8 protein-coding genes are annotated in these 13,022 nt (G+C 74.3%); 6 read left to right on the forward strand and 2 right to left on the reverse strand.

Annotation, left to right across the window (positions count from 1 at the left end):
* Positions 1-15 precede the first annotated feature (15 nt).
* The gene (locus THESUDRAFT_RS05420; protein ID WP_006903739.1) at positions 16-915 is read left to right on the forward strand and encodes an SDR family oxidoreductase; all 900 of its coding nucleotides are present in this window, start codon (positions 16-18) and stop codon (positions 913-915) included.
* Between the two features lie 350 nt (positions 916-1,265).
* Here THESUDRAFT_RS05420 and THESUDRAFT_RS05425 read toward each other — a convergent pair whose 3' ends face one another.
* Both THESUDRAFT_RS05425 and THESUDRAFT_RS05430 read right to left on the reverse strand, forming a co-directional pair.
* Positions 1,266-2,444, reverse strand: coding sequence for an alpha-hydroxy-acid oxidizing protein (locus THESUDRAFT_RS05425; protein WP_006903740.1), 1,179 nt, complete (start codon positions 2,442-2,444; stop codon positions 1,266-1,268).
* A 244-nt stretch (positions 2,445-2,688) separates the two neighbouring features.
* Positions 2,689-4,584 carry a glycerophosphodiester phosphodiesterase family protein gene (locus THESUDRAFT_RS05430; RefSeq protein WP_006903741.1) on the reverse strand — a complete coding sequence of 632 codons (1,896 nt, stop codon included), beginning with the start codon at positions 4,582-4,584 and terminating at the stop codon, positions 2,689-2,691.
* 243 nt (positions 4,585-4,827) lie between these two features.
* Here THESUDRAFT_RS05430 and THESUDRAFT_RS05435 point away from each other — a divergent pair, with 243 nt between their 5' ends.
* From THESUDRAFT_RS05435 to THESUDRAFT_RS13700, 5 genes are all read left to right on the forward strand, one after another.
* Positions 4,828-6,360: an FAD-binding oxidoreductase gene (locus tag THESUDRAFT_RS05435; protein WP_006903742.1), complete on the forward strand. Its 1,533-nt coding sequence runs from the start codon at positions 4,828-4,830 to the stop codon at positions 6,358-6,360.
* Positions 6,357-7,928 carry an FAD-binding oxidoreductase gene (locus tag THESUDRAFT_RS12210; protein ID WP_006903743.1) on the forward strand — a complete coding sequence of 524 codons (1,572 nt, stop codon included), beginning with the start codon at positions 6,357-6,359 and terminating at the stop codon, positions 7,926-7,928. The genes THESUDRAFT_RS05435 and THESUDRAFT_RS12210 overlap by 4 nt, the downstream gene beginning before the upstream one ends.
* Positions 7,929-7,989: 61 nt before the next feature.
* Complete coding sequence (locus THESUDRAFT_RS05445) at positions 7,990-9,393, forward strand: (Fe-S)-binding protein (RefSeq protein ID WP_006903744.1); 1,404 nt, start codon at positions 7,990-7,992, stop codon at positions 9,391-9,393.
* Positions 9,394-9,469: 76 nt separating this feature from the next.
* Positions 9,470-10,909: an FAD-binding oxidoreductase gene (locus THESUDRAFT_RS05450; protein ID WP_006903745.1), complete on the forward strand. Its 1,440-nt coding sequence runs from the start codon at positions 9,470-9,472 to the stop codon at positions 10,907-10,909.
* A gap of 441 nt (positions 10,910-11,350) precedes the next feature.
* On the forward strand, positions 11,351-12,823 hold the full coding sequence (locus THESUDRAFT_RS13700; protein ID WP_006903746.1) for an Nramp family divalent metal transporter: 1,473 nt from the start codon (positions 11,351-11,353) through the stop codon (positions 12,821-12,823).
* The last annotated feature ends 199 nt before the right edge of the window (positions 12,824-13,022 follow it).

Raw genomic sequence — 13,022 nt, forward strand, 5'->3', positions numbered from 1 at the left:
TGAGGAGGGACGGGGATGCCCTTGGTGCTGATCACGGGTGCCGGCAGCGGCATCGGGCGGGCCAGCGCCCTGGCCCTGGCCCGCGCCGGGTGGACGGTGCTGGCCGGCGTCCGCCGCCCGGAAGACGGCGAGGCCCTGCGGGAGGCGGGTGGGCCGGCGGTGGAGCCGCTGCTCCTCGACGTGACCGACGAAGAGCAGGTGCGAGCCGCGGCCGAGACCGTCCGGCGCCGCGCCGGCGAAAGGGGTCTCCAGGGGCTGGTCAACAATGCCGGCATCGCCGCCGCCGGTCCGGTGGAGCTGATCCCCGAGGCCGTCTGGCGCCAGCAGCTGGAGGTCAACGTGGTGGGCGTGGTGGCCGTCACCCGGGCCCTGCTCCCGGCCCTCCGGCAGGGGCGCGGCCGGATCGTGCTCATGGGCTCCGTATCGGGCCTCGTGTCCCTGCCCTTCATGGGGCCTTATTCGGCCTCCAAGTTCGCCCTGGAGGCCCTGGCCGACGCCCTGCGCATCGAGCTGGCCCCCTGGGGCATCGCGGTAAGCCTCATCGAGCCCGGCTCGGTGGTGACGCCCATCTGGACCCGGTCGGCGGAGGCGGCCCAGGGTTACCTGCTGCCGCCTCCACCGGGTACGGAAGCGGTCTACCCCGCGGCGGTCGCCGCCATGACCCGGATTGCCCAGCGCAACGCCCGGCAAGGCCTGCCGCCGGAGGCCGTGGCCCGGGCGGTGGTCCATGCGCTGACGGCCCCTCGCCCCCGGGCCCGCTACCTGGTGGCCGCCCCGGAGCGGGCCCGGGAGGTGCGCCTGCTGCGGTGGCTGCCCACGGGGCTGCGGGACCGCCTGGTCCTGGCCACCGTCCGCCGCATGCTGGGCCGTGGTGCGGGGCAGGGCCCCGGTGCGCCGGGGCGGGCCCGAGGGTAGCCGGACATGCCGGCGACGGGGTGGTCACCGGCGTGTCCGGCGGTGATGGAACGCGGCCCGGCGGGCCCTGGGCCTGGCATGCCGGTGGACGGCCGGATCCCGCCTGGATGCCCCAGGCCCACCGGGCCGCGAACCCATGCCTGGCCCGGCCGTGGACCGGCAAGGTGGCGTTCCGCCGCCCCAGCTCTTGCCTGGGCCGGCTGCACCGCCCTCCCGGGCCCCGGACCGGTTCCGGTCTGGAGCCTGCCGGCCCGCGACCGGCTCGGGACCGGTCGCTCCGGGCCAGGGGGGTCGCTCCCGCCGCTTGCCTTCGGGGGGATCGTGGCCTGACGCGGCACCCGGCCGGTTCGTCACACCCGGGTCACCAGGCTCCCGTCGATCTCGGCCGCGGAGCGGACGCCGCAAAGGCCCATGGTCAGGTCCAGATCGGCCAGCAGGTGCCGCAGCAGCCGGGCCACCCCCGCTTCCCCGGCGGCGGCCAGGGCATAGACGTAGGGCCGGCCGACCAGCACCGCCCGGGCCCCCAGGGCCAGGGCCTTGAGGACGTCCGCCCCGCGCCGGATGCCGCTGTCGAACAGGACGGCTACGCGGCCGGCCACCGCCTCCACCACCTCGGGCAGGGCGTCCAGGGCGGCCACGGCCCCGTCCACCTGCCGGCCGCCGTGGTTGGAGACGATGATCCCCTGCACCCCGCACTCCACCGCCTGGCGGGCGTCGCCGGGGTGGGTGATCCCCTTGACGAGGACCGGCAGGCGGGTCTGGCCTCGAATGAAGGCCAGCTCGTCCCAGGTGAAGGACGGGTTGACGAAGACCTGGAGGAACTGCAGGATGGCCCCCTCCCGGTCCTCTTCCGGCGGCCGGGGCAGGCGGGCCCGGAAGGCCGGGTCCGACAGGTAGTTGGCGATCCCCTCCCCCAGCAGGAAGGGGAGGTAGGCGTTCTCCAGGTCGTGCTCCCGCCAGCCCAGCATGGTGGTGTCGACGGTGACCACCAGCGCCTCGTAGCCCGCCGCTTCGGCCCGCCGGATCAGGCTGGCCATGATCTCCCGGTCCCGGGCCGGGTAGAGCTGGAACCAGCGCGGCCCGTCGCCCATGGCCTCGGCGATGCCCTCCAGGGTGACGGAGGAGACCGTGCTGGCGATGAAGGGAAGGCCCAGCCGGGCCGCCGCCCGGGCGGGCGCCCGCTCCGCCTCGCCGTGGACCACCGAGAGCACGCCCACAGGCGCCAGCAGCACCGGCGCCGGCAGGCGGCGCCCCAGCAGTTCGGTGGACAGATCCCGCTGGGCCACGTCCCGTAGCATCCGCGGGCGCAGGCGCCAGCGGTCGAAGGCCTGGCGGTTGGCGGCCATGGTGGCCCCGCCGCCCGCTCCGCCCTCCACGTACCACCAGGGCCCGTCGGGCAGCACGGCCCGGGCCCGTTCCCGCCACCGGTCGACGCTCACCGGAAGCCGCTGGGCCTGCCCCGCCGACAGGTAGATCTCCACCTGGGCCTGCAGGCCGAAGTTCCCCTGGAACGAGGGAAGGCTGCTCATGCGCTTCACTCCTTTCGCCGCGGCGGGGCTGGCCCGCACCGGCAGACCGCCACCGGCGGGTTTCCCCCGCGGGGCGCCCCCGCGCCACCCCGGGTACCAGGCCGTCCCCCCACCGCGACGGGGCGGGCCAGGGAGCGGCGGCCGGCGCGGAGCCGGCCCCTGCCGGCACCCCGGCCACCGGCTGCACCGGGTCCGGCCCCGAACCCCGGATGCCCGGACCGGCCGCCGCGCCCCGCCGGAAGCTCTAGCGGCGGGAGGTGGGGAACAGGCTGGCCCGGACCTGGAGGGCCAGATCGGGCCGGTCGGTGACGATGCCGTCGACCCCGGCCAGGAACATCTGCTCCATCTTGCGCGGGTCGTTGACGGTCCAGGTGTGGACTTCCACCCCGCGGTCGTGGGCGAGTCGCACCAGGCCCCCGGAGAAGACCCTGAGGATTCCGTGGTACTCGGGCACCTGCAGGGCGACGCCCGCCGTCCGGTGGTAGGGCGTGAGCCCCAGCCGCTGCAGGATGACGAAGCGCAGGGCTTCGCCGCTGGCCAGGCTGGTGGGAACCCGAGGAGCCACCTGGCGGAAGTGCTGGAGGGTCCGGTCGTGGAAGGAGGCCACCATGACCCGGTCCGTGGCGCCGTGCGCCTCCAGAACCCGGGCCACCGCCTCGGCCAGCTGCAGGTCGTCGTCCTTGAGCTCGATGAGGAGCCGCTGGCCGGGCAGGGCCTGAAGGACCTCTTCCAGCGTGGGGACGGTCAGACCCCGGCCGCGATACGGGTAGGTCCGCCCCCCGTCGGGGGTCCACCAGTACCCGGCATCGAGCGCCTTGACCTCGGCCAGCGTCATGGCGTGGACGTCCCCGCTGCCGCTGGTGGTCCGGTCCACCGTCTCGTCGTGGAGGACGACCAGCGACCCGTCGCGGATGCGGTGGACGTCCAGCTCGATCCAGTCCGCACCCAGGGCGGCGGCGTACCGGAAGCTCTCCAGGGTGTTTTCCGGCCGCTGGTCGCCGCCGCGGTGGGCGATGACCAGGGGCACCGGGCGGCGGGCCGGCTCGCCCGCCATGGGGCCGTATTGGGCCCGGTCAAGGGGAGGCTGGGCCAGGGCGGCGCCCAGCGCGGTGGCGGCCAGGAACCCCGCCGCCAGACGCAGCAGGGGACGAACCGGCGCCGCCAGGGCGGCGGCGCCGGCGGCCGGGCCTGCCGCCGCGGGCTGGATGCGGGCGCCGGCCAGGGCGGCGGACCCGGTTCCACCGGGCACCACCAGGCCCTCCGCCGCGGGCGTCTCGCCGGCCGTTCCGGGCCCTCCTCCGGCCAGGCCCAGCCGCCGGAAGAGCCACGGCGCTCCCGCCGTGACCCACAGGCCCAGCAGCGCATAGCCCGGCAGTTCCGGCAGCCCGTTGGGAATCAGCGCGCCATGCAGGACGTAGAGGACGGCAAACCCCGCCAGCCCCACGCCCAGGCGGGCCGCGGCCACGGCAGGCCGCGCCGGCGTGGAGTAGGGCAGGGCCTGCATGGCGTAGAGGTCGCCGGCCAGAAAGCCCATGAGGAAACCCAGGGTCTGGTAGGCGACGGATTCGCCATAGAGGGGCAAAAGGATGACCGGCACCACCAGCGCCAGCAGGAGCTTTCGCCGCCGGGGCCAGGTTCCTCCCAGACCTTGGGCGAATCCCCAGCGGAAGAGCACGAGCACCACCAGGCCGATCAGCAGCCCGCCCAGGGTGTCGCCCAGGTAGTGCACGCCCAGGTACGGACGCGAGAAGGCGATGAGCACGATGAGCACCGCGCAGAGGGCCCGCCACCAGCCCACCTGGTATTCCGCGAACAGGTACCCGAACACCGTCATGGCACCCTGGGCGTGGCCTGACGGGAAGCCGTTGCTGCTCTCCCGCACCAGCACCTGCACCCCGTCCAGCAGGGCCGACGGGCGGGGCATGTTGGCCACGTCCTTGAGCAGGCCGTTCAGCCACATGGAAACCAGGAACAGGAACGCCAGCTGGTGGCCGCGCCGCCGGTCGGCGCACCAGTACCACAGCGGCAGGATCAGCATGTAGAAGTACTCGCTGCCCAGGTAGGTGAAGATCCGGGCCACGGCGTCCAGCACCGGGTGGGCCGCCTGCTGGAACCAGAGGACCCCGCTGCCGTCGAACACCGCACCGCCTCCGTTCCGGCGCAACGGTTTGGGTAGGATGGGGCACATTTCGCGCCCGCCGGACCCGGTTCCTACCGGCGGCGCACGGAACCAGGAACTTGGCTGCGCGTCGTGAATAAGAATCCCAGTACCTTCCCGCACAAGAATCCGGATTCCGGTCCGGACATCCCGTCATGACGGCAGGGTGAGGCGGGGCCCGAGGCCCCATGATCGGCACTGGGGGAGCAAGCGGGGGGGATCGCCATGGCGGCGGAGGCGGAGAAGGGCTCCTTTCTCACGGCCCTGAGCCGGATCTACCCGCCGGGGTCGCTGCATACCGATCCGGCCCAGCTGGCGGCGTACGAGTGCGACGGCCTGACGGTGTTCCGGGCCCGGCCGGTGGCGGTGGTCCTGCCCACCCGGCGGGAGCAGGTGGAAGCCACGGTGCGCCTCTGTCGGGATTACGGCGTTCCCTTCGTTGCCCGGGGCAGCGGCACCAGCCTCTCGGGGGGTGCCGTGCCCGTCCCCGGCGGGATCGTCATCGCCCTGAACCGGATGAACCGCATCCTCCACCTGGATCCCGCCGACCGCCTGGCGGTGGTGGAACCCGGCGTGGTCAACCTGCAGATCAGCCGGGCCGCCGCACCCTACGGCCTCTACTACGCCCCCGATCCCTCCAGCCAGGTGATCTGCACCATCGGCGGCAACGTGTCCTTCAATTCCGGCGGGGCCCACTGCCTGAAGTACGGCATGACCGCCAACCACGTGCTGGGCATGAAGGTGGTGCTGGCTACCGGCGAGACGGTGACCATCGGCGGCAGCAGCCTGGACGTGGCCGGTCCCGACCTGCCGGGGCTGTTCACCGGCGCCGAGGGCCAGTTCGGCGTGGTGGTGGAGGTGACGGTCCGGCTGCTGCCGCGGCCGGAAGCGGTGCGCACGGTGCTGGCCGCGTACCGCCGCCTGGACCAGGCGGGCGACGCCGTCGGTGCCGTGGTGAAGGCGGGGCTGCTGCCCGCCGCCATGGAGATCATGGACCGGCTGGCCATGGACGCGGCCGAGGCGGCGGTGGGCGCCGGCTACCCCCGCCAGGCCGGCGCCCTGCTGATCGTGGAGCTGGACGGGCCCGCCGGTGAGGTGGAGGCCGACTTCCGCCGCCTCATGGAGGTCATCGCCGCGTCCGGCCCGACGGAAGTGCGGCTGGCCGAGGACGAAGCCGAGCGCCAGCGCCTCTGGAAGGGGCGCAAGAGCGCCTTCTCCGCCGTCGGCCACATCAGCCTGGGTTATCTGGTCCAGGACGGCGTGGTGCCCCGGACCCGCCTGGGCGAGGCCCTGGCCCGGATCGAGGAGCTGGCCGCCCGCCACGGTTTCCGGGTGGCCAACGTCTTCCATGCCGGCGACGGCAACCTTCACCCCTTGATCCTCTTCGACGACCGCTCCCCCGAGACGGTGGAGCGGGCCGAGGAGCTGGCGGCGGCCATCATCGAGACCTGCATCGAGCTGGGCGGCTCCATCACCGGCGAGCACGGGGTGGGACTGGAGAAGCGCCGCTTCCTGCCCCGCCTGTTCGACCCCGTGACCCTGGACCTGATGCGCCGCATTCGCCGCACCTTCGACCCTCTGGAACTGGCCAACCGGGGCAAGGTCTTTCCCGACGAGCCGGCTCCGCCGGCCGGCATCCCGGCGGGAGAGCCGGCGGCCTGGGGGCAGGCGGGGGTGGCGGTGCCCGCGGGGGCAGGGTCCCTGGCCGAGCCGACGCCGGTGCCCGGGCCCGCGGGCCGGGGGAGGGATGTCCGGTGAGCGAGCCCCTTCCGGCTGCGGCGCCTGCGGGCGGGCCGGTGGCGCGGCCGTCCACCCTGGAGGAGCTGGCGGCCCTGGTGCGGGAGGCGGCCCGGGTGTTCCCCCGGGGCGGCGGGACCAAGGCTGCCCAGCCGGCGTTTCCAGCTGGCGAGGACCAGAGCAGGCCCGCTTGGCCCGGCTTCCCGGGCCCCGCGGGACCAGGTCCGGCCGGGCAGCCGGTCCCGGCGGCGCAGGGGCTCGGCGGCCCGGCCGGCGACCGGCACCAGAGCCCGGAAGGCGGCCGGGGCCCCACGGGCGTCCTGGTGGTCGACACCACGGGCCTGGCGGGGGTGGTGGACTACGACCCGGCGGAGTTTACCGTCACGGCCCGCGCGGGAACGCGGGTGGCGGTGCTCGAGGAGCTTCTGGCCCGGCACGGCCAGTACCTGCCCTTCGACCCGCTGCTGGTGCGCGCGGGAGCGACCCTGGGCGGGACCGTGGCCACGGGCGTTTCGGGTCCCTGCCGGATGCGCTACGGCGGCGTGCGGGACTTCGTGCTCGGCGTGACCCTGGTGGACGGCCGGGGCCAGGTGGCCCGCGGCGGCGGGCGGGTGGTGAAGAACGCCGCCGGCTACGACCTCCCCAAGTTCCTGTGTGGCAGCCTGGGACGTTTCGGCATCCTGGCGGAGCTCACCTTCAAGGTGTTCCCCCGGCCCGAGGCCTTCGCCACGGCCTGCTTCGCCTTCCCCTCGGCGGAGGAAGCGGCGGCGGCCCTGGCGGCCGTCTACCGCTCGCCGCTGGAGCCCCACGCCCTGGAGGTGGCCGGTCCCGGCGTGATGATGCGGCAGGCTGCAGGCGCCGCCGGTGCTCCTGCGGGCCTGGAGGGCTTCGGCCAGGCCTATACCCTGCTGGTGCGGGTGGGCGGGCCGGCCGCCATCCTCCCCGCCTGGGTCGACCGGGTGGTGACGGTGGTGGGCGGAGCCGCCGCGGCCCGCCGGGCCGAGATCTTGCAGGGGGAGCCGGAAGAGCAGCTGTGGCAAAGGCTGCGGGAACTGGCCTGGACCGCCGCCGAGGGCGATCCCGGCCCGCCGGTACCGGCGGCCGGGCCGGCACCGGAGGCCAGCCGGGCACCGGTTGCCGGACCGGCACCGGCCGCACCCGCTGTACCGGCCGCCGGCGCCGCGGGACCGGGGCGGTCACCGGAGGAGGGCGGTCCCGAGGGATCCCACCGGGGGCCCGACCTGCTGCGGCTGTATTCCCGGCCCGGCTTGCTGCCGGCCCTTGACGCCCTGCTGCGCCGGCACGGGGCCGTGGTCCTGCACACCCAGGCGGGGACGGCGGCCTGGGCCCTGTTCCCGCAGGCGCCCGGCGCCGGCGAGCGGGCCCGGCTCCTGGCCGAACTGGCCGGTCTCGGCATCCCGGTCCTCTGCTGGCGGGGCCACGGCTGGGCCAGCCAGCCGCCGCCCGCCTTCGCCGTGCCGCCGGCAGGAACGGCGGTGGCCCGAGCCCTCAAGCAGGTGTTCGATCCCCACGGGCGCTTTCTGGACCTCCCCTGGGCGGAACCGCCGGCGGGAAGCCCCCCGGGCTGACCTTCCCGGCGGCGGCCGGTTCGGGACATGGCGCGGGTTGCGGCGAGAGGGGGGCAGACCGTTGCAGCACCAGATTCCCGTGGAGCAACTGGGACCGGCCGGGCCGGCCATGGCAGCAGCCGTCGATGCCTGCGTCCACTGCGGCTTCTGCCTGAGCGCCTGCCCCACCTATCTGGTGCTGGGCGAGGAGATGGACTCGCCCCGGGGCCGGATCTACCTGATGAAGGAAGCCTTGGAAGGCCACCTGCCCCTGGCGGGCAGCGTGAGCGAGCACGTGGACCGGTGCCTGGGTTGCCTGGCTTGCGTAAGCGCCTGCCCCTCGGGGGTCCAGTACGGCCAGCTTTTGACCCCCTTCCGCGCCCTGCGGGAGGAACAGGCTCCTCGCCCCTGGATGCAGCGCCGGCTGCGGCAGGTCTTGCTGGCCACCCTGACCCATCCCCGCCGCTTCCGCCGGGCGCTGGCGCTGGCGACCGCCGCCCGGCCCCTGCTGGCCGCCTGGCTGGAGGGCCGGGCAAGGCCGGGGAAGCGGGCGGAGGGGGAGGCCCCGCAGGAGGTTCCGGTCGCACCCGGGGAAGAACCCGGCGAGCCCGCCGGCGAAAGTCCGGCCCGTTCCCGGGGCGGGGAGCTGGCCCGGCAACTGGCGGCCGTTGTGGCCCTCACCCCGCCCCGCGTGCCTCCGCCGGATCCGCTGCCGCCGGTGATCCCGGCCCGCGGGCCCCGGCGGGCCCGGGTCGTCTTGCTGGCGGGCTGCGTGCAGCAGGTGCTGGCACCGGAGATCAACCGGGCCACCGCCCAGGTGCTGGCCGCCAACGGGGTGGAGGTGGTGGTCCCGGCCGCCCAGGGCTGTTGCGGGGCCCTGCCCATGCACGCCGGCGAGCTGGAGCAGGCCCGGCGCCTGGCCGCCGTCAACCTGCGGGCCTTTCCCGCGGACATCGACGCCGTGGTGGTCAATGCCGCCGGTTGCGGCTCGGCCATGAAGGAGTACGGACACCTCTTCGCCGGGCACCCCGAGGAGGAGGCCGCCCGCCGCCTGGCCGCCCGGGTCCGGGACGTGGCCGAGTTCCTCGACGAGCTGGGGCCTCGGAAACCGGGCCCCCTGCCGGCCGCCCTCCGGGTGGCCTACCACGACGCCTGCCACCTGGCCCACGGCCAGGGGATCCGCACGGCCCCCCGCCGCCTGCTGGCGGCCATCCCCAACCTGGAGCTGGTGGAGCTGGACGAACCCGACCTCTGCTGCGGCTCCGCCGGCACCTACAACCTGGAGCACCCGGAGGTGGCCCGGGTCCTGCAGGAGCGCAAGGTGGCCAGCATCCGCCGCAGCGGTGCCGCAGCCGTGGCCACGGGGAACATCGGCTGCCTGGTGCAGATCCGCCAGGGGCTGGAACAGGCGGGCCTCCCGGTGCCGGTGGTCCATACGGTCCAGTTGCTGGCCGAAGCGTACCAGGCCCTCCCGGCGGCACCGTAAGGCGGTCCCGGCCCCCGGGACCGGCGGCCGGCGGCAAGCCTTCCCGGCCGGTGAGCACGAGAAGGGAGGATGGGGCGTGTTCGACTCCCCCGCGTCGCAACCGTCGTCACAGCCTCCGCTGAACCGGCCCGGCCCGGAGCAGCTGGAGGAGCTCCGTGCCCGGCTCGGGGACCCGCGCAAGGTCACCACCGGCCGGGCAGCCCGCGAGCACCACAGCCGCGACTTCAGCTACCACCCGCCCCACTTGCCCGACGCCGTGGTCTATCCCGAATCCACGGCCGACGTCCAGGCGGTCCTGGAATGGGCCGCCCGCCACCGGGTGGCGGTGGTGCCCTTCGGCGTGGGCAGCAGCCTGGAGGGCCACACCGTGCCCCTGGCCGGGGGCATCAGCCTGGATCTCACCCGGATGGACGCCATCCTGGAGGTGCGGCCCGAGGACTTCCTGGTCCGGGTCCAGCCGGGCATCACCCGGTCGCGGCTCAACCAGCGCCTGGCCCGGGAAGGCCTGTTCTTCCCCGTGGATCCGGGCGCCGACGCCACCATCGGCGGCATGATCGCCAACAACGCCAGCGGGACCAGCGCCGTCCGGTACGGGGCCATGAAGCACCAGGTGCTGGGTCTGGAGGTGGTGCTGGCCGGGGGCCGGGTCCTCCGCACGGGGAGCCGGGCGGTGAAGTCCTCGGCCGGATACAACCTGACCGCCCTCTTCGTGGGGTCCGAAGGCACCCTGGGGGTGGTGACGGAAGCCATCCTGCGCATCTACCCGCTGCCCGAGTTCGTGCTGGCTGCCCGGGCCAGCTTCCCCGACGTGGAGGCGGCGGCCCGGGTGGCGGTGGCCCTGATCCGGGCCGGCGTGCCCGTGGCCCGGGTCGAGCTGGTGGATGCCGCCACCATCCGGGCGGTCAACGGCTACAAGGGCACCGCCTACCCTGAGCGGCCCACGCTGTTTCTGGAGTTCGCGGGCACCGAGGCGGCCGTCCGGGAGGAGGTGGCCCTGGCCCGGGAGCTGGCGGCCCTGGAGGACGCCGTGGACTTCACCTTCGAGACGGACCCGGCGGCCCGGGAAAAGCTCTGGGAGGCCCGCCACCAGGCGGCCCTGGCCATCGCTGCAGCCGCCCCGGGCCGGCGCATGATGGCCACCGACGTCTGCGTTCCCCTCTCCCAGCTGCCCGCCAGCATCCGCTTCGCCCGCCAGGTGGCGGAAGAACACGGCCTGGAAGCCGCCGTCCTGGGGCACGTGGGCGACGGCAACTACCATGTCACCTTCATGGTCGACCCCGAGGACCCCGCGGAGGTGGCCCGTGCCGAGGCCGTCAACCGGCGCATCGTGGAAGACGCCCTGGCGCGGGGTGGCACCTGTACCGGCGAGCACGGGGTCGGCATGGGCAAGATCCGGTACCTGGTGGCCGAGCACGGGGAGGAAGGCGTCCGCTGGATGCGCTCGTTGAAGGCGATGCTGGATCCGCTGGGGATCCTCAACCCCGGCAAGGTGGTGGCGCCCGCCGGCCAGGCATAGGGGTGAGCAGGCGGGCGATGCCGGGAAAGGGGGGATGCCGGGCCGGGTTCCTCCAGCGACCGCCCCCGGCGGGCGGGCTGGTTGCCGGGCCGCCGGGCGGGTGCGGTGCAGGGTGTACCCCGGGCAGGGGTGCACGCCGGGCGGGGGGTGCCTCTGGCGGCCGGGGGCCCGTTAAAGGGGTTCCGAGACCGGCAGGGCGCGACCCGGCGCCAGGAGCGGGAGGTACAGAGCGGGCGGAAAGCGAGAGGAACCGGGACCGGGCCGGCACAGCTCGTGCCGGCCTCGAAGGGCTCGCGCCGGCCCGCTGGGGGACGGGCCGGCGGCCCAAGATGCGGAGCCCGGCCACCGGCCGTGTCCGGTGACGCCCTCCGCGGACCACAGCGCGGGGCAGGAACCCTGTGCCTGAGGCATCGGGATGCCCCGCCCAGGGAGGGGTGAACCGTGGCGAAGGCTGTTCGTACCGTCCCCATGGGCTACGGCCCGCCGATGGAGATCGGCGAGCTCCCGGCGCCGCCGCCCTTCAACTTCCGAAACTTCATCCGCATGATCGGGGTCAGCGCCATCCTGATCAGCATCTCCATCGGCAGCGGCGAGTGGCTCCTGGGCCCGCGCTCGGTGATCCAGTACGGCCCGGCGCTCTTGTGGATCGCCACCGTGGCCACCGTGCTGCAGACGGTGTTCAACCTGGAGTGCCAGCGCTACACGCTGGCCACCGGCGAGTCCATCATTCCCGGCCTGATGCGCCTCTGGCCCGGCCGGTGGGTGTGGGGGCCGGTGTGGGCGCTCATCTGCCTGCTCTCGGTGTCGCCCGGGTGGGCGGCGTCGTCGGCCACGGCCCTGGCCGCCCTGCACCTGGGGCGCTTGCCCACGGATGCGGATCGGGGCCTGGTGCTGGTCTACGGGATCCTGGCCATGCTGCTGGTCATGCTGGTGATGGCCTTCGGCTCCCGGGTCGAGCGGACCCTGGCCCGGGTCTCGACCTTTGCCGTGGCCTTCATCTTCACCAGCCTGATCGTCCTCGACCTGTGGCTTGTGCCCCTGGAGTGGTGGGGCCGCGTGGCGGCCGGGTTCTTCCAGTTCGGGTACCTGCCGTCGGGATCCGGGGGCGGGGTCGACTGGACCCTCATCGGCGGGTTCGCCGCCTACGCCGCCACCGGCGGCGTGTTGAACATGGCCGCCTCCAACTGGATGCGCGACCGCGGCTGGGGCATGGGAAGCCAGGTGGGTTACATCCCGGCCCTGGTGGGCGGGCGCAAGGTGGAGGTCTCGCCCACCGGCAAGATCTTCGACCTGACGGCCGAGAGCCTGGCGCGGTTCCGGGAGTGGCTCCGGTACAGCCGCTGGGAGCAGTGGACCCTCTACTGCGGGGGTTGCCTGCTGGGCATGTACCTCTGCGTGCTGCTGGCGGTGGGCCTCATCGAGCCGGGCACGCCCCTGAAGGGGAACTACGACGTCGCAGCCATCCAGGCCCATGCGGTCTCGCAGGTGATCGGCGGGCTCGGCTGGGTCTGGGTGCTGCTGATCGGCTTCTGGGTCCTGTGGGGTACCCAGATCAGCGCCACCGACGCCGTGGTGCGGCACCTGACGGACACCCTGTGGTCCGCCGGCCTGGGGCGCTGGACCCGCAACGACATCCGGGTCGTCTACTACATCATCATGGCCGTGATCACCGTGTGGCTCGCCATCCTGTTTGCGTACAACCCCCTGACCCTGGTGCTGCTGGTGGCCAACATGGCCGGCGTCGCCTTCGTTCTCGGCGGGCTCACGCTGCTGTGGCTCAACACCCGGGTGCTTCCGCCCGAGTTGCGCCCCGGCTGGCCGTCGCGCCTGGGCCTGGTGTTGCTCTCGGCCTTTTACGCCTTCTTCGTGTACCAGACGGGCCAGCAGGTCTTGCGGCAGCTCTTCGGCGGCTGACGGGGGAGCGGGGCGGGCGGGTGGCAGGGGCTCGGCGGATGGGGGAGGCGCTCGGGTGGATGGCCGCCTCCCCCACCGCCCTGCCGTTCACCCCCCGGGGGCGGCCGCCTGCCCCCTGCGGGCGGCTCCTGGCGCCGGGGGGAAGGAACGGCTGTCACCGGCCGCGAAGCGGAGACAAGCGCCGATGTCAAAAACCACC

The sequence above is a fragment of the Thermaerobacter subterraneus DSM 13965 genome (assembly GCF_000183545.2).
Taxonomy (GTDB): domain Bacteria; phylum Bacillota; class Sulfobacillia; order Thermaerobacterales; family Thermaerobacteraceae; genus Thermaerobacter; species Thermaerobacter subterraneus.

Excerpts from the sequence above, each read along its gene's own strand:
- THESUDRAFT_RS05420 (WP_006903739.1), top strand. The coding sequence starts at position 16 with ATGCCCTTGGTGCTGATCACGGGTGCCGGCAGCGGCATCGGGCGGGCC.
- THESUDRAFT_RS05425 (WP_006903740.1), bottom strand. The coding sequence starts at position 2,444 with ATGAGCAGCCTTCCCTCGTTCCAGGGGAACTTCGGCCTGCAGGCCCAG.
- THESUDRAFT_RS05435 (WP_006903742.1), top strand. The coding sequence starts at position 4,828 with ATGGCGGCGGAGGCGGAGAAGGGCTCCTTTCTCACGGCCCTGAGCCGG.